This window comes from Bdellovibrio sp. HCB2-146, assembly GCF_047345725.1.
Classification (GTDB): Bacteria; Bdellovibrionota; Bdellovibrionia; order Bdellovibrionales; family Bdellovibrionaceae; genus Bdellovibrio.
In genome coordinates this window covers 231,696-248,029 of the sequence record NZ_JBLEQP010000001.1, presented here as the reverse complement: position 1 = coordinate 248,029, position 16,334 = coordinate 231,696, and the positions used below count along the sequence as shown (strand labels likewise).

General features: G+C 45.9%; 14 protein-coding genes. 10 read left to right on the top strand and 4 right to left on the bottom strand.

The genetic code is table 11. From position 1 onward, the window contains the following. The first annotated feature begins 10 nt into the window (after positions 1–10). The 6 genes from ACLWOR_RS01160 to ydiK all read left to right on the top strand — a co-directional run bounded on the left by ACLWOR_RS01160 (position 11) and on the right by ydiK (position 6,019). Positions 11–697, top strand: a complete 687-nt coding sequence (locus tag ACLWOR_RS01160) for an alpha/beta fold hydrolase (protein ID WP_413938828.1) — start codon at positions 11–13, stop codon at positions 695–697. Positions 698–759: 62 nt separating this feature from the next. Beyond that, positions 760–1,614, top strand: coding sequence for a LysR family transcriptional regulator (locus ACLWOR_RS01155; RefSeq protein ID WP_413938827.1), 855 nt, complete (start codon positions 760–762; stop codon positions 1,612–1,614). Further along, positions 1,611–2,831: an MFS transporter gene (locus tag ACLWOR_RS01150; protein WP_413938826.1), complete on the top strand. Its 1,221-nt coding sequence runs from the start codon at positions 1,611–1,613 to the stop codon at positions 2,829–2,831. Before ACLWOR_RS01155 ends, ACLWOR_RS01150 begins: the two co-directional genes overlap by 4 nt. A 40-nt stretch (positions 2,832–2,871) precedes the next feature. After that, positions 2,872–3,858, top strand: coding sequence for a hypothetical protein (locus ACLWOR_RS01145; RefSeq protein WP_413938825.1), 987 nt, complete (start codon positions 2,872–2,874; stop codon positions 3,856–3,858). A gap of 146 nt (positions 3,859–4,004) precedes the next feature. Next, positions 4,005–4,826 (top strand): S1 family peptidase, encoded by an 822-nt coding sequence (locus ACLWOR_RS01140; protein ID WP_413938824.1) that lies wholly within the window; start codon positions 4,005–4,007, stop codon positions 4,824–4,826. A 56-nt stretch (positions 4,827–4,882) separates the two neighbouring features. Continuing rightward, complete coding sequence (ydiK, locus tag ACLWOR_RS01135; protein WP_413938823.1) at positions 4,883–6,019, top strand: AI-2E family transporter YdiK; 1,137 nt, start codon at positions 4,883–4,885, stop codon at positions 6,017–6,019. A gap of 48 nt (positions 6,020–6,067) precedes the next feature. Here ydiK and ACLWOR_RS01130 read toward each other — a convergent pair whose 3' ends face one another. Continuing rightward, positions 6,068–7,936, bottom strand: coding sequence for an OPT family oligopeptide transporter (locus tag ACLWOR_RS01130; protein WP_413938822.1), 1,869 nt, complete (start codon positions 7,934–7,936; stop codon positions 6,068–6,070). A gap of 255 nt (positions 7,937–8,191) precedes the next feature. Between ACLWOR_RS01130 and ACLWOR_RS01125 the strand changes: the two genes are divergently transcribed. Beyond that, positions 8,192–8,728 (top strand): histidine phosphatase family protein, encoded by a 537-nt coding sequence (locus ACLWOR_RS01125; RefSeq protein ID WP_413938821.1) that lies wholly within the window; start codon positions 8,192–8,194, stop codon positions 8,726–8,728. A gap of 23 nt (positions 8,729–8,751) precedes the next feature. On the opposite strand, the gene ACLWOR_RS01120 is transcribed toward ACLWOR_RS01125, so the two are convergent. Continuing rightward, entirely contained in the window at positions 8,752–10,518 is a 1,767-nt protein-coding gene (locus ACLWOR_RS01120) for an ABC transporter ATP-binding protein (protein WP_413938820.1), read from the bottom strand. Between the two features lie 155 nt (positions 10,519–10,673). On the opposite strand from ACLWOR_RS01120, the gene chrA reads away from it, so the two are divergent. After that, positions 10,674–11,798, top strand: coding sequence for a chromate efflux transporter (gene chrA, locus ACLWOR_RS01115; RefSeq protein WP_413938819.1), 1,125 nt, complete (start codon positions 10,674–10,676; stop codon positions 11,796–11,798). 41 nt (positions 11,799–11,839) lie between these two features. Here the strand turns inward: chrA and asnS are convergent, their stop codons facing one another. Continuing rightward, complete coding sequence (gene asnS / locus ACLWOR_RS01110; protein WP_413938818.1) at positions 11,840–13,231, bottom strand: asparagine--tRNA ligase; 1,392 nt, start codon at positions 13,229–13,231, stop codon at positions 11,840–11,842. Between the two features lie 181 nt (positions 13,232–13,412). Here asnS and ACLWOR_RS01105 point away from each other — a divergent pair, with 181 nt between their 5' ends. After that, a complete protein-coding gene (locus ACLWOR_RS01105) occupies positions 13,413–13,874 on the top strand; it encodes a hypothetical protein (RefSeq protein WP_413938817.1) in 462 nt (153 codons plus the stop codon). Positions 13,875–13,931: 57 nt separating this feature from the next. On the opposite strand, the gene ACLWOR_RS01100 is transcribed toward ACLWOR_RS01105, so the two are convergent. Beyond that, positions 13,932–14,756, bottom strand: coding sequence for a S1 family peptidase (locus ACLWOR_RS01100; protein WP_413938816.1), 825 nt, complete (start codon positions 14,754–14,756; stop codon positions 13,932–13,934). 196 nt (positions 14,757–14,952) lie between these two features. On the opposite strand from ACLWOR_RS01100, the gene ACLWOR_RS01095 reads away from it, so the two are divergent. Further along, positions 14,953–16,251 (top strand): chloride channel protein, encoded by a 1,299-nt coding sequence (locus ACLWOR_RS01095; protein WP_413938815.1) that lies wholly within the window; start codon positions 14,953–14,955, stop codon positions 16,249–16,251. The last annotated feature ends 83 nt before the right edge of the window (positions 16,252–16,334 follow it).

Below are 16,334 nucleotides of genomic sequence, written 5' to 3'. Positions count from 1 at the left end.
CTTGGTGCCGATGAAAGCCTTTGTCTTTTTACCTGGAACTTTATGCGATGAAAGGCTCTGGCAGTATCAGTTGCCCGAGTTTTCGAAATCCATTGTTGTAAATTTACGCACTCAAAATACGCTCGAAAAAATGCTCGATTCTGTGTATGAGGTCTCCTTCGACTCATTTGTCTTAGTTGGCTTTTCAATGGGCGGCTATGTCGCACAAGAGTTCGCTCTTCGATATTCAGAGCGAGTAGAGCATTTGGTAGTGATGGGTTCATCCACGCAGGGCTACCCACCGAAAGAACAGGAAGTCATCACACAAGCCTTGCCTGTGATTCGTGGCGGATTGTTTAAAGGTATTACAGACCGCAGACTTCGCGAGTTTTTACATCCCAAATCTTATGCAAAACCAGAACTGCGTGAGTTGATTCACTCTATGGCAGGCCCAGATGCAGCACAGGTCTATTTGCGCCAATTGGAAGCGACATTGGGCCGCCGGGATCTGAGTTCAGAAATTGGCAATATCGTCTGTCCGCTGACTGCAATCGGTGGGCACGATGATCACATTGTGTCTGCCGAGAGCATTTTGGCGTTTAATAAACTTGTTCCCAACGCACAGGTGCAGATTTTGGAAGAGTGCGGGCATTTCGTTCCTTTGGAACAGCCTGCAGTCGTAAATGAAATTCTTCACGGCATCTATCAGCTCCCATAGTCATTTCTGTCTTGTATCAAAATATATAGTTCCTATAAAATGCATATAGAAAAGGCATATATATGAACTTACTCCATCTCGAATATTTTTATACGGTCGCCAAAGAAGGCGGCTTTTTAAGGGCTTCCGAACGTTTGCGCATTCAACAACCGGCGATCAGTCGTATGGTGGCTCAGCTCGAAGATTATTTTGGTTTTCCTCTTTTTGAAAAAGTGGGTCGCAACGTGCGATTAACCGCTCAAGGGCAAGAAGTCTTTGAAAACTGTAAAAAAATTTTTGGCGAAGTGGAAGAACTCAAACTTTCTATCGGAAAAATCAGCGGGGAGTGCAAAGGTCCTCTTTTGCTGGCAGCGGCAGAACCCATTGCCAGTCATTTTCTGCCAGGGAAACTCACGTCGATGCTGAAAGCTCACCCCAAAGTTTATCCCAATATTTATTCGGGTCCGGCCTCAATGCTTCTTAAAAAAATCGAAAGCGGCGAGATTGAGCTGGGATTGTTCTTTCATATTCCAGATCTGTCAGAAAAGTTGCAGTTCGAAGTTCAGATCCCCACACCATTTAGATTGGTGGTTCATCGCAATCACAAAAAAGACGCTGACGTTCTGAGTACCTTTATCGGTTCCAGAGAAATCGACGACATTTCCACCCGCAGATTTCCGACTCTGGAAAAACTCAAAGCCAAATATCCAAAGGCGGCGATTAAGATTTCAAGTAACAACCTTAACGCCCATAAAGAGTTTGTTTTACAAGGTGCCGGTGTCGCCGTTTTGCCAGAGTTCTTAATTCAAAGAGAACTTAAAGAAAGAACTCTCGTTGATGTTTTGCCCAGCGAAGAATTCGTTTTCCAAATGAAGATCGTGAAAAGAAAAAACGCTATTTTGTCCCTTTCAGCAAGTAAGTTGATGGAGCATTTATGAAAAAGCACTCTTGGGTGAATATCTCTGTTATCGTTGTGGCGCTGGGCTATTTCGTGGACATTTTTGATCTGACTCTATTCAATATGGTGCGTGTTGCCTCACTGGAAAGTTTGGGAATTCCCAAGGATCAACTGGTCGACAAGGGTGTTTTGCTTTTAAACTCGCAAATGGCGGGGATGCTTTTGGGCGGGCTTTTTTGGGGTGTGCTCGGTGATCGCAAGGGGAGACTGGGCGTTCTTTTCGGCTCGATTATTCTATATTCCGTCGCCAATATTTTAAATGCGTTTGTTCAAGACATTCCTCAATACATGATACTCCGATTTATTTCAGGGATTGGTTTGGCTGGCGAACTTGGTGCCGGTATCACCCTCATTGCTGAGATTTTACCTAAAGAAGTGCGCGGAATGGGAACGGCTTTGGTGGCAACCATCGGTGTTTTCGGAGCAGTCTTTGGTGGACTTGTTGTCGAGTTGTTACCGTGGCGGGTGGCCTACGTTGTCGGCGGCGTTTTAGGCTTACTGCTTTTGCTTTTGCGTGTGAAAGTAATTGATTCCAGTCTTTTCCACGAGAAAAAGAAAGCACACGAGACCGCCCGATGGGGAAGTTTGCGATATTTATTCAGCGATGCGGATCGTGTAAAAAGATTTTTTTATTGCGTGGGTATTGGTGTGCCAATCTGGTTTGTCGCGGGACTTCTGATGGCTTTTTCGCCGGAACTTGCGGCGTCGATTGGTGTTACGGATCCCATTCTTGCGTCGAGAACTATTGCTATCAGTTATTTAGGTTTGGGGTTTGGCGATTTGTTCAGCGGCTTTATTTCTCAAATTCTAAAAAGCCGAAAAAAGGCGATTCTATATTTTAAACTCGCAAGTTTCTTAATCGCGGGCCTGATTCTCTTTACGACAGCCGCAAAAAGTTCGCTTTACTATTATACTCTTTGCTTCCTCATAGGCGTGGCAGCAGGATACTGGGCTATCTTTGTGACAACGGCCGCTGAACAATTTGGAACAAACTTGCGAGCTACAGTCGCCACCAGCGTTCCAAATTTTGTGCGTGGTTCTGTCATTCCTATGACATTGTTATTTAAATATCTCAAAGACGGGCAGGGAATATTAGGTGCCATGGTCATTGTGGGTGTGATTGCATTTGCGATTGGGACAATCTCGAGCATCCTGATACCAGAGAGTTTCCACAAGGATCTTGATTACGTTGAGTAAACATTAGATAGTAGAGCGAGAGATTTCTAGAGGAGAAAATATGCGCTTTGGTTTTGTTATGTCCACTTTGTTATTAGCAACACTTTCTCATGCTCAAACCACAGAGCCGGCTGCCGCTCCAAGTGAAACGCCGGCCGAAAGCATCGGCCGCATTCAAGAGCGCAATATGGTTGATTTAGGCTATTTGCTACCGCAAGGGAGACTGGCTTTAAATGCCTACGCAAACGTTTATACAGAAGCCTATGAAATCAAACAAAACTCGACACCAGATTCTAAAGTGGCATCAATCGGAAATCGAGTGGGGATTGAATTGAGCTATGGTATTTTTGATAGTTTAAATATCGCAGCCGGGGTCAGCTATGTGCCAATGAGAAAAACGGAAGAGCAAATCACGGACCTCTCCGCAGAATCACGTGGCTGGGAAGAACCAACGGTGGGATTGCAATACCGCGTGCTGACTCAGTCAGAGTCTGCTCCATTTGATATCGTGTTGGGGTTGAATTACTCACCTAAAACAGAAGACTTGAAGTATGCGACATTCACTTCTGATGGCACACCCGCACGCGGTGGAGATAAAACAAGCTTTGACCTTGGATTTTACCGCCGCACTAGCACTGGCGAACTTGCCCTGGTTCTCAATCATGTGTCCTTGGGCAAAACAGAAGGTAAATCTGCCTCTGGCCTGACGGAGATCACGGGTAAGGCAACGGGTACAACTTCAGTGATGGGAACTGGACAGTTTCCATTTAATGACAAAGTTTTTGTTCGCGGCGGATTGGGTGCAACACACAATCAAGAAACGGAGACGACATCTGCCACCGTCAGCTCAATTGAATCATATGGCACTCTTGATTTCCTAGCAGGTATGCGCATTGTGGTTATTCCAGATCGTGCAATGGTAGATTTGGCGATCAGTGCTCAAGCTCCTGTGAAAACGGATATCGAAGTTAACGAAGGCGGAACGATCAAAGAAATGACAAGTGCTGCCCGCGCCAACTTCTTGGCTGGAGTTAAGTTCCTTTATTAAGAAGTAAAGTTTTCATCTCCGATTCGGAACTGTCTAAAATCTATGCGCCAGTTTCGGCCTCTAAAGCACCACGAGAGAGTTCGAACTATGGCAAGGCATTTGCTGTAGGCCGAGACATTCAAGTTCTTAATAAAGGAAAATCGGGGATGAAAAAATTATTGGGTGCTACTTTGGGTGTGTTAGTTGCCGTCATGGCGGGTTGTTCAAAGTCTGAAGATGCAAAGGGACCTGGGGTTTGTGTTCCTGCAAGTCAGCTCAATGGAATTATCAGCGGCTATAAAGTGAGCTCACAAGATGAGTTGGCTAAAAAAGTCGTGATGCTCTTGATGGAGGGCGAAAAAAGTTCGATCTGTACGGGAACGCCGATCACTAAAGATGTGATTCTGACGGCAGCTCACTGTGTGAAGGGTGCGACAAGAGTTCGCGCTATTTTCCACACCGACATCACGTGTGAATCCGGTTTTAATATCAACGATCATGCTATTGAATCTTCAAGCTTTTTTTACCATGATAAATATTCTGGCAAGACGGATGCGACTAATGACGTCGCACTTGTTAAACTTAAATCTGCCATTCCTTCTGATTATGACATCAGCAAAGTATATGACGGTTATAGTTCCTTGAGTTCTGATACTGTGACATTTGCTGGTTACGGTGTGACTCGTGAAGCGACAGAAGAAGGCGTTCCTTCAGGTGAAGGCTTCTTGAGAATGACGACAAAGAGCTACAGATCAGAAGTTCGTAAAGACGGAATGAATTTGGTTATCGATCAACCGTACACGGGCGTCTGCTCGGGGGACTCCGGTGGTCCGATCTTTGTGGAAGTTCGCGGCGAAAAACAAATCATCGGTGTAAACTCTGTCGTGTCAGGTCCAACTCAGTCCCGTGTTTGCCATGGTAAAGCTGTCGCTATGTACGCACCTCACTTTACAGACTGGATCCGTACGGCTCTGTATTACTTGTATTAAAGCAAAGACCTCAAAGGCCTTTGGCTTCGCGCATTGAGCGCTTTAAGCTAAAGGCCATGAAAGCACCAAATTCAGATCTCACGCGAATTATCACGGCTTCATTTTTTATTATTGCTTTAGCCGCGGGGAGCGCGTGGATCTTGTCTCCCTTTCTCGCAGCCCTGATCTGGGCCACCACAGTCGTCGTCGCGACTTGGAATCTGATGACTCGATTGGAAAAGAAAATTGGCAATCGTCGCAAGACGGCGGCAACGATTATGTCGTTAGCAATTGCTGCGATTATTTTGATTCCGCTGGGTCTTGCTGTTGGTGCTATTTTTGATTCCGGTGCGGAGCTTGTCGAAAAATCAAAAAACCTTGAACAATACAAAGTTCCACCGCCACCAACGTGGGTTGCGAAACTGCCCGTGCGAGGAGCGGAACTCTCTGCCGATTGGCAGCGCGCTTCAAGCGAAGGTCTGCAAACACTGGCACCAAAAATTCAACCATTCATGAAAAAAGCGCGCGCCTGGGTGATCGCTGGTGTGGGTAGTGTCGGTATGTTTGTGGTGCATCTGATTTTGACTTTGGTACTAGCAGGTTTGCTGTATGCGCGAGGAGAAATGGTCGTGCGAGGAATCACCATGTTTGCGCGTAGACTAGCTGGTCAACGTGGTGAAGATGCCGTGCTTCTGGCCGGTAAAGCGATCAAGTCCGTAGCTCTTGGTATTATCGTGACAGCCCTGGTGCAGACGGTTCTAGCAGGTGCGGGATTGTGGCTGGCTGGCGTTCCTTTCCTTGGAATTTTGACGGCAGCGGTGTTGATACTTTGTGTGGCGCAACTGGGTCCTCTTATTCCGTTGCTCGCGGGTGTTGCTTGGCTTTACTACAAAGGTGAAAACACGACGGCGTCGATACTCTTGGTGTGGAGTTTATTCGTAGGAACTTTTGATAACGTTTTAAGGCCCATATTAATTAAGCGAGGTGCGAATTTACCTTTTATTTTAATTCTTGCCGGAGTCATCGGCGGACTTTTGGGTTTTGGAGTGATGGGACTCTTTATCGGTCCAGTTATATTGGCCGTGACCTACACGCTGCTAAAAGCATGGGTGACCGAACCATCAGAGGCGGAAGAAGCTGATTGGCCGGCACCCACTCCGTCGTATCGAACCGATCGTACAATGGAAGAACAATACCCAACTGAAATGGGATAAAAAAAAGGCCGCTGCCCAAAGGCAACGGCCTTTAAAATTCAATAAGAATTAAGCCACAGCGTTTTCAAGCAAGATCAAGATAATACCAACAATTGAACCGCCTGCGATCACGCCAGCAGCCATAGTTTCTTGATTCTCTACGAATGCGCGGTAACCGAAGCTTGATTTTTCTTTAAAGCCTTTACGAGCCAACCAGAAAATCAAAGTACCGAGTGCCATCGACCAAGCATCTGTGAAACGAAGAACAAAACCAAGGCCCAAACCAACACCTGATAGTGGGAAGCGGCCTTTAGTTTTCTTATTCAAGATTTCAATCACGATACCAAGGACAGCACCAACGCCAGCTGCGATTTGAGCTGTGACGTGAAGGTTGCTAAGACCTTTTGTCAAAACTTCAGCGACACCTTTCCAGATAGAAGCGCCAGGAAGTGGTAAAGCGTCTGAAGTGAAAAGGCTGATGTCATTATGGAACAAAGAATAGAACACCGGAACGGCAACCAAACCACCGGCAAAAATACCAAGGATGTGACCGACAGCTTGGTGACGAGGTTTACCACCGAGCATGTAAGCAGGTTTGATGTCCATCAAAAGATTTGAAGCATTCAATGAAACTTCAGATGTGATACCCGCTGTCATCAAGTTCGTCGTCACGTTACCTGGAGCAACCATACCGTAAGTGATTTGAGTCAATTTACCCAAAGCACCCCCCGGAGTGATACCTGTCAAACCTGTTGAAGTCACCGCGATCAATGTGAACACGAAAACCAACGGGATCGCCAAAAGACCCAACCAGTAGTGAATACCGAACCAAGCGTGGCCCAAGTAAACCGTCAATGCGCCAAAGATTGGAATGCCTACAGCGAAGATCCACATCGGAAGTTCGATTTTATCCAAAGCGTGAGATTTCTTTTCACGTTTTGCAAAGCTCTTCTTAAACGTCTCAAGGATCACCTGTGGTTTAGAGAAGAATGAGTAAAGCGAAGACGTCGTCATGATCGCAGCGCCACCCCAAAGAGCCCACATTGCGATAGCTTTGAATTTTGCTTCAGGAATAACGCCGGCATTAATCAAAATTGGTGCGCACAAGAAGTAGTTCAACGCGCCACCGATCAAAAGTGACATCGCTGTTTTCATGCTCATCAAACCACCAGTACCCATCATCACAATGGATGTATCCCATTGGATTGAAAGATCCTTAAGCGGGCTGCCGAGGATTTTTGGAGTTGCGAATTTGTAGATGAAATCATCCCAATAGTGGGGAAGTGCCAAGAACTTCAATTTCATCGCTTCAAGAATAGCATCTGCACGTAAGAACTCGATCAAAGCAGAAAGTCCTGCGCCACCCATTAAGAGTTTTGCCTTGAACATGCCATCTTTGCCGTCTTCGTCATGAAGACTGTCCAAAACCACACCGGCTGCGTAACCTTCAGGGAAGGGCATTTGCTCTTCGTTGATGAAACGACGCTTTAACGGGAACGCGAAAAGCACACCCAAGATCGCCAAGACAACGATCCACCAGAATGTTTGCCACATGGGAATCACTTCGTTTGTCACCATCATGTAGGCAGGAATTGATGCCATCATAGGAGCTGTCATGTAACCCGCGCTTGTCGCGATACTCTGCATGGCATTGTTTTCAAGAATCGTCATGTGACTGCCGAGCTTGATTTTGGCCATGAATTTAAAGAATGCATAAGAAAGGATCACAGAAGAGATACCGACACCCAGTGTCCAGCCTGTTTTAATCCCGATATAAAGGTTCGTGAGGCTCAAAATACCGCCCAAAATCATACCCGTAAGGGCCGAGCGGATCGTCAATTGCGGCATATCGCCTTTATAAACGTTCTTAAGCCACCAATCATCCTTCTCATCGAGAGTCATCGTGTGGACTTGTTCTTCTGTCAGTTCCTTAATCATAGTGGTTCCTTCATCGTGTAAAAAACAATTCCCTTATGCTACAAACTGAGGCTCATGAACAGAAGTGATTTCTATGCTAACGCAGAAAAATTCTTAAATTTCCTGTCACCGAAGTCCATTTTAGAGCCTCCAAAAAACGAAACCGTTTACGGCGCAAAATGCGCGGGACTGTCTAACCAGTAGCCAGTCAGAAACCCATAGATTTAATTTGGTTAGTAAATGGTTATGGAACCGTTTGTGCAAAGTCAGGACTCCATGAAGACACTCCTTATTTTAGCCTTATTAGCCGTATCGACAATAACTCATGCAATGCCAAGCAAGATCATCCTTGTTCGCCATGGTGAAGAGCCATTGGGTGATGAGGGAAGAGAGCTTTCCCAAGTGGGGTGGCAGCGTGCGGAAGGCTTGCCTCGTCTTTTTCAGAATGAAGGGATTACGAGATTGATTGCGCTAAAACCGCATAAGAAAAAAGGCTCGATCCGTTCAATTCAAACTTTGCAACCAATATCGCAAGCCTTGGGTTTAGAAGTTCAAACTCCGTACACGCGCACTGAAGTTTCAAGTTTAGTTGAACTTTTGGCGACTAGCGGTGAGTACGACAATCAAGTTGTTTTGATCGCTTGGCAGCACGAAACCCTCGCCGATATCGCCCATGAACTGGGTGCGAGAAATGCTCCTGAAGAGTGGGGTAAAGCCTTTGACCGCTATTGGGTTTTAGAATTTAAAAACGGAACAGTAGATTCGTTTAAAGATCTTCCGCAACGAATTCTTTCAGGCGATAGTTTAAAGTAAAATCGTCAAGAAATTGGCGCCTCTCACAGAGGCGCGTTCCATAGTTGAAAGTAAGTTTTCTTATTCGCAAGAAGCTCTTGGTGATTTCCTTTTTCCACCACTTTCCCTTGCGCCAAGACATAAATATTATCAGCTGAGGTGACAGTCGAAAGACGGTGAGCAATCACGATCGTCGTGCGACCTTTAGTAGCTTCAGCCAAAGACTCTTGAATGACGGCTTCAGTTTCGTTATCGACGGCAGAAGTTGCTTCATCCAAAATCAGCACTGGCGGATTTTTTAGAATCACGCGGGCAATTGAAATACGTTGTCTTTGGCCGCCAGAGAGTTTCTGACCGCGTTCACCAATAAGCGTATCAATTCCTTGTGGGAGCTTTTCGATAAATTCCCACGCATGGGCTTTTTTCGCGGCTTCGATGACTGATTCTCGAGTCGCACCTGGCATTCCGTAAGCAATATTGTCATAGATGCTTCCGTGAAAAAGGAAGACGTCTTGGCTGACGAGTCCGATTTGAGAACGCAAATCTTGTGGATCAGCATCACCAACAGACTGACCCCCAATACGGATTTCTCCGGCCTTGGCTTGATAGAACAACAGCAATAATTTCGTCAGTGTGCTTTTGCCGGAACCCGTTGGTCCCACAATCGCGACAGTTTTCCCAGCAGGGACTTCAACGCTGACATCGTTCAAGATCGGCAAACCATTGCTATAGCTGAAAGACACATTCTTAAACTCAATGCCTTTGCTGTGATCAAAGTTCAATTTCGCTTTTGATTTTTCCAAATTTACTGGAGCTTTGATCAAATCCAAAACGCGATCAGCGGAAGCCATCGCACGTTCAAACAAATCCACAGTTTCTGCCAAGCCAACAAGCGGCCACAACAAACGTTGAGTCAAGAAAACCAAAACGCCGTAGAAACCGACATTTAGTTCACCTGCCAAGGCCATCTTACCACCCATAATAAACGTCGCAAGGAAGCCCGACAAAACGCCCATACGAATCAAAGGATTAAAAGCAGAAGAAACGCGAATGGCATTTCCGTTGGCTTTTAAGTAATTCAAACTGTCTTGAGAGACCTTTTGTGATTCCGAGGCTTCAGAAGTAAAGCTGCGAATCGTCGTCATGCCTGCAATATTGTTAGCAAGGCGAGACCCAATCAAAGCAGCCTTTTCACGCACTTCTAAATACAAAGGAGCTGCACGCTTTTGGAAATAAAATGCACCGGCCAAGATCACAGGAATTGGCAAGAACGCATAAACCGCAATTGTTGGCGCAAGGTAAAAGAACACGCCGCCAATTAATAGCACCGCCGTGAAAACTTGAATCAAGCTGTTGATACCAACATTCAAGAATCTTTCCAGCTGATTGATGTCGTCATTTAATATCGAAACCAAGCCACCGGTGCTGCGATCTTCAAAGTAAGACATATCGAGTTTTTGCAAGTGACTGTAAGCTTCGGTGCGAAACTCATGTTGCAAAGACTGCGCAAGACCACGCCATTTAATAAGTAATAAATATTCAAACAAAGACTCAAAAGCCCAGATCGCCAAAGTCAAAACAGAAAGAATCACCAGCTGTTCCGTCGGAAACTCATAACCAAACTTCGCCAGGAAGGACTTCTCTTGATTGGCAACCACATCGATCGCTATACCGATCAAAATCTCCGGCGCGATATCAAAGGTCTTATTCAAGAATGAAAACAAGCTTCCAAGATAAAAATCCTTGCGATGCTTTTTGGTGTAAGAAAATAAACGGGAAAACGACTGAAAGGAGCTTTTAGACTGCGACATAAAGGGGTTCTACACCTGAAAACGCCCATGCGTCCATCTTTTACGCTGGGGTGCTCGACTGGTTTTCATCTAAGATGCCGTGGTTCAAAGGGTGAGGGCTTGACCCAGATAAAGAATCTTATATTTAATAAACCCTCAAGGAGTGAAACACACAAATGGCTGCTCTTCGTGAAATAGCTTTTGAATTTGCAAAGATCGGCCTGTTTGCGTTCGGCGGCCCCGCTGCGCATATTGCGATGATGGAACAACAGCTCGTCGTTCGCAAGGGTTGGATCTCGCGCGAAGAATTTCTCGATATGATGGGGGCGACGAACCTCATTCCGGGGCCTAATTCGACAGAGCTTGCAATTCACATCGGTTATCGCAAGCGTGGCATTGCCGGTTTGTTAGTCGCGGGTGTTAGCTTTATCCTGCCGGCGTTTTTGATGGTGTGGTGTCTTGCTTGGACCTATGTGACTTATGGGTCCTTACCCGAAGTTCAAAAACTATTTCTCGCAGTGACACCTGTGATTCTGGCAGTAATTGTGCAAGCCATCTGGGGTCTTGGTAAAAGTGCCGTCAAAGATCAACTGCTCTTGGTGCTTTCGATCGTGTCACTGCTTGCGTATTTCTTGTTGAAGCAGGAAATTTTGATTCTCTTCATCGTGGCGTTTTTAAATTATGTCATTCGCAAAAAATGGACACCATCAAAGCTGAAAGTGGGTTTGTTTTTTATGGCGGTGTTCACTTCTGCCAGAGCCTTCGCGCAACAAGTTTTAGAAAAAACACCAGCTCCTGAAGAAATTCTCTTATTTTTTTCGAAGATCGGCTCCATTCTTTTTGGCAGTGGATATGTACTAATCGCATTTTTGCAGAGCGACCTTGTAGAGAGATACCATTGGCTCACACAGCAACAGCTTATTGACGCAATCACCGTTGGACAGGTGACTCCTGGCCCCGTCTTCACGACGGCTACGTTTATTGGTTATGTTTTAGGCGGTCATTTAGGGGCGGTGAGTGCAACGGTAGGCATCTTTTTGCCAGCCTTTGTATTTGTGGCTTTAAGTGCACCGTTTATTCCGCGTATGCGCAAGTCTGTCGGGTTTGCTCAGTTCTTGGATGGTTTAAACGTCTCATCTCTCAGTTTGATGGTGGGTGCTGCAGTCATCTTAGGAGGAACGTCGTTGGCATCCATTTACGGCGTGTTGGTTTTTCTATTCAGTCTCTTGCTGTTATTAAGATTCAAAATGAATTCTGTGTGGCTGGTTTTATTCTTTGGCCTTTTAAGTTTTATTATCTAAAAAGGCAAAAAAAAAAGGGGCTTTAAAAGCCCCTTTTTTCATTAGAACATAGCATTGTTTGGAGTTCGAGGGAATGGAATCACATCACGGATATTTCCCATACCCGTTACGTACATCAACATACGCTCAAAGCCCAAACCATAACCCGCGTGCGGGAAGCTGCCGTATTTGCGCAAGTCTAAATAGAATTGATAATCTTCAGGAACAAGGCCGACTTCTTTCATGCGCGTTTCAAGCGTTGCAAGATCGTCTTCACGCTGAGAACCACCGATGATTTCACCGATACCAGGAGCTAGCAAGTCCATCGCGCGTACTGTCTTTCCGTCTGAATTCATCTTCATATAGAAAGCTTTGATCTCTTTTGGATAGTCCGTCACGAATACAGGTTTTTTGAAGTGTTCTTCAGCCAAATAGCGTTCATGTTCAGATTGAAGGTCGATACCCCACTTCACTGCGTATTCGAATTTCTTGCCAGATTTTTGCAAGATCTCAACAGCTTCTGTGTAAGTCACACGACCAAATTGGTTGTTCAAAACATTATTCAGCTTATCGAACAAACCTTTTTCGATAAAGCCGTTAAAGAACTCCATCTCCTCAGGGCAATGTTCCATCGTGTAACGGATGATGTACTTGATCATGTCTTCAGCGAGTTCCATGTTCGCACCCAAATCCGCAAATGCAATTTCAGGTTCGATCATCCAGAACTCAGCGGCGTGACGAGACGTATTTGAATTCTCCGCACGGAACGTAGGACCGAAAGTGTAGATATTACGGAAAGCCGCACAGAATGTCTCACCGTTCAACTGACCCGATACCGTCAAGTTTGTCTCTTTACCGAAGAAGTCTTTAGAGTTGTCGATAGAGCCGTCTTCTTTACGAGGTGGCTTGTCCAACTTCAAAGTTGTGACACGGAACATCTCACCCGCACCTTCCGCATCAGAACCTGTGATGATTGGCGTGTTCACATAAACGAAGCCGTTGTCTTGGAAAAACTTATGGATGGCATAAGCAAGAACTGAACGAACGCGGAAAACTGCTGAGAATGTGTTAGTACGAGGACGCAAGTGAGCGATCTCGCGCAAAAACTCAAAGCTGTGGCGTTTGTTTTGAAGTGGGTATTCCACGTCAGCGGCTTGATAGATTTCAATCTTATCAGCCATCACTTCAAAACTTTGACCCGCACCTTGGGATTTTACCAAGCGGCCGTGAACTTTGATTGAAGAGCTGATTGGCAATTTTGCCACTTGCTCAAAATTTCCCAGCTTGGTGTCAAAAACGACCTGAACGCCTTTAAAGAATGTTCCGTCATTCAATTCAATGAAGCCAAAATTCTTTTGATCACGGATTTTACGAACCCATCCGGTCAATTCAATCTCCTGATCCAGGAATTTTTCGGTTTCACGATATAACGACTTAACGACTGCTTTTTTCATTTGAAAAGGCCCCTTTTGACTAAAGGATAAAGTACCCCTTTTTCGGGCGCTTTATGAAGTCTTGCCGCTCCGCGCACGGGGAGGGTGACTGAAAAAAAATCCCGGCGCCACTTTGTCTCCAACCTGGGCTGGCATTTTGTTTGCTTTAGGGTCTTTCCGGAATATCCAAGGGGAGGATAAAATGAAAAAAACCATCATCGTTCTGTTTCTAAGTCTCTTTGCTCTTAATGCTCAAGCCGGCTTCTGGGATGTTATCGGTGCCATCGCCGACGCCGCGACAAGCTCTGGCAGTAGCTCGAGTCGCCCCGACCGTTATGATGATCGCCATGACCGTTACCGCCCGCGTGTATCCTGTACCGTCCGAGACCGTGGCCATGAAGAACACTATGGTGGACACCGCTCCTGTGGAGAATGTGAAAGAAAACACGGACACTGCGTAGAGACATGCAGTGCAGACTACTACTCTTGTAAAGCGGAAGGCCGCGACTACCGTGGTTACACGATGACTATCGAAGCAAAAGGCGAAACTCGTTACGAAGCTGAAAACGTAGCTATGAGACGTTGTGACCGCCAACTTTCTGACTGCCGCCCAGTCAGCTGCAGCCCCGAAAGCGAAACAGTTTCTCGCAGAAGCTGCCGTTAAAACTAAAAAAGCACCGTGGGCCTCCGCGGTGCTTTTCTTTTTTCTATTTTAAAGTTCTTATTTCCAACTTAGCAAAACACGATCAATCCAAGATCGGTAAGACGGAACATACATCGACATCGATCCGCCTTCGCATCTGCTATTTTCGTTCTTACCATAAACAACTGAATTCACGCCCGCAAGATGCAGCTGCCCCTCGACATCAAAATAAACGGGCCCACCTGAGTCACCGACACAGATACCTTGTTTGTCAGATTGATCTAAAGATAAGTTCAGGCCATCACGCTTAAACATCTTGTAGTTCTTCGTCACCTTACGCAGAAACATCGAATCGCGCTTCGTCGAGCCGGTTGTGCCGTAACCAAGCAAAGTCACTTTGTAATTGCTGAGTTTCGTAATGCCGTTATAAAGCGGCATTACGGGATAATTGCTCGGTGCATTTGCAGCAAGCTTATAAAGAGCCAAATCATAAGCTCCTTTGATGTTGGGACGATAACTTGGATTGATGTTTTTATGAGTGGCGCGAATGGATTGCGTGTCCAGGTTGAAGTCCGACTCACACGTCACATCAGTATGGAAAACCACGCGGACATTCGTGGCATCATAAGCGCAATGAGCCGCTGTTATAACGGCATTACGAGCAATCAACGTCCCGGTGCAGATCATCGGTTTTCCTTGGCTATCGTCGTAAGTGATCAAAACCGCATTTTTAGAAGAAGACTCCGAAGCGCGCACTGTGGAACCACCGACAATGCCATGAAAGTTTTTACGGGGAATACAATTGCCCTGGCTTAAGACCTCTTGTTCGCCTCGTGCGCACCCAACCACAAGTGCGGCTGCCAAAGTCATAGACAGAATAGAAAAAGCAGAGATTTTATTCATACAGAGCGGCCCCCAGATACAATCAGACAGATTTCATGCAACCTCTCTAACGATTGCAGAGCCCGTGCCAGAAGCATGTTGAAGGTGTTAGAAAAATTTTCGCGACTGTCAAAATACTAACAGTCTTTTGTTTTGCCGCACTGTTTCGATGCGGCGGGGTGTGTATCGCAATTTTTTGCGTGTTAGTTTTTGCTTCATGCTTACAGATAAAATTCTAAAAGATCCTCGTTGGGCGGGGATGAGGCACAAAATTTACCTCAATCTCCCATTCTGGATTGCCGCCAGTTTGGCTGCTCTGGTTTCCATATCTTATAATTTCATTTTCAAGATATGCGAAGATTGGGCGATCGAGCATGCCTCACAACCAATCATTCTTTTTACCGCACCAATTGCGTTGTTAGGTTCCTTTTTAATCGGATATTATTTTTCCAAAGAAGCCCTGGGCAGCGGGATTCCGCAAACTATTGCAGCGATGGAGTTGTCGGAATCGAAAAGTCCGCTCCTGCAAAAACTTTTTAGTTTTCCGATGCTAGTTGTGAAAATTATCGGTTCGTGTATTTGTGTGATCGGCGGTGGAGTCTCGGGACGCGAAGGTCCGACATTGCAAGTGTCAGCTGCGATTTTCTATCAGCTGTCAAGATTTTGGCCGAAGCGCCTGCCTCAACCGCCACTCCCTGCTGTGATTCTGGCGGGAGGAGCGGCGGGGATCGCCTCCGCATTTAATACGCCCCTGGGTGGGATTGTTTTTGCCATCGAAGAACTCTCAAAATCCCATATCAGTCTTGTGCGCACGGCGGTTTTTCAAGCTGTGATCATTGCCGGCATTTTGGCGCAGTTGTTTTTAGGAAATTATCTTTATCTAGGCGAAGTCAATTTCGGCACTTTTCCAATTGCAGCTCTTTTGCAGACGATATTGATCGCTGGAATTGTCGGCGTGTGTGGAAGTGCGTTTGCAGAGGCGCTGTATCGCTTTGGCAAATGGCGCGTGCAAAAAACTCTCCCGACTAAATTGGCCCTGACACTTTTGTGCGGAATTCTTTTAAGTGCGACAATTTATTTTTGTGGCCCCTCAACAGTTGGGGCGGGAAAAGCAGTGATGGTCAAGCTTCTGCAGGATCCAGGTCATGTTGATCCTCTTCTGCCCGTCGCGCGTATTTTTGGAAATCTCTTTACTTACACCGGCGGAGTCGTCGGAGGAATTTTTGCTCCCTCGCTTTCCAGTGGGGCAGCCCTGGGGCAAATGATCGCAAACGTTTTCGGTTTTGAGAGCGTGAAGTTATTAATTTTGGTGGGCATGGTTGCCTTTTTGACGGGGATTACTAGAACTCCGTTCACCTCGTTTGTGTTGGTACTTGAGATGAGTAGCTCCCATGATGTGATTTTATATCTGATGCTTTCCTCGGTGATCGCCAATGTCAGTGCTCGTATAGTGAGCCCGAAAGGATTTTATGAGCAGGCCGCTCACGATATTGTGAGCACAGTCCCTGCAACATAAGAATTTTCATTTTTTCTTCGATATCCGCCTCACTTTGAGACGTTTGAATTACAGTCCCACAGCCAAACGTCCGAAAAGTGTTA

What these genes read in the sequence shown, in the direction of transcription:
- ACLWOR_RS01160 (WP_413938828.1), top strand. Translation starts at nt 11, where the DNA reads ATGAAAGCCTTTGTCTTTTTACCTGGAACTTTATGCGATGAAAGGCTC.
- ACLWOR_RS01155 (WP_413938827.1), top strand. Translation starts at nt 760, where the DNA reads ATGAACTTACTCCATCTCGAATATTTTTATACGGTCGCCAAAGAAGGC.
- ACLWOR_RS01150 (WP_413938826.1), top strand. Translation starts at nt 1,611, where the DNA reads ATGAAAAAGCACTCTTGGGTGAATATCTCTGTTATCGTTGTGGCGCTG.
- ACLWOR_RS01145 (WP_413938825.1), top strand. Translation starts at nt 2,872, where the DNA reads ATGCGCTTTGGTTTTGTTATGTCCACTTTGTTATTAGCAACACTTTCT.
- ACLWOR_RS01140 (WP_413938824.1), top strand. Translation starts at nt 4,005, where the DNA reads ATGAAAAAATTATTGGGTGCTACTTTGGGTGTGTTAGTTGCCGTCATG.
- ydiK (WP_413938823.1), top strand. Translation starts at nt 4,883, where the DNA reads ATGAAAGCACCAAATTCAGATCTCACGCGAATTATCACGGCTTCATTT.
- ACLWOR_RS01130 (WP_413938822.1), bottom strand. Translation starts at nt 7,936, where the DNA reads ATGATTAAGGAACTGACAGAAGAACAAGTCCACACGATGACTCTCGAT.
- ACLWOR_RS01125 (WP_413938821.1), top strand. Translation starts at nt 8,192, where the DNA reads ATGAAGACACTCCTTATTTTAGCCTTATTAGCCGTATCGACAATAACT.
- ACLWOR_RS01120 (WP_413938820.1), bottom strand. Translation starts at nt 10,518, where the DNA reads ATGTCGCAGTCTAAAAGCTCCTTTCAGTCGTTTTCCCGTTTATTTTCT.
- chrA (WP_413938819.1), top strand. Translation starts at nt 10,674, where the DNA reads ATGGCTGCTCTTCGTGAAATAGCTTTTGAATTTGCAAAGATCGGCCTG.
- asnS (WP_413938818.1), bottom strand. Translation starts at nt 13,231, where the DNA reads ATGAAAAAAGCAGTCGTTAAGTCGTTATATCGTGAAACCGAAAAATTC.
- ACLWOR_RS01105 (WP_413938817.1), top strand. Translation starts at nt 13,413, where the DNA reads ATGAAAAAAACCATCATCGTTCTGTTTCTAAGTCTCTTTGCTCTTAAT.
- ACLWOR_RS01100 (WP_413938816.1), bottom strand. Translation starts at nt 14,756, where the DNA reads ATGAATAAAATCTCTGCTTTTTCTATTCTGTCTATGACTTTGGCAGCC.
- ACLWOR_RS01095 (WP_413938815.1), top strand. Translation starts at nt 14,953, where the DNA reads ATGCTTACAGATAAAATTCTAAAAGATCCTCGTTGGGCGGGGATGAGG.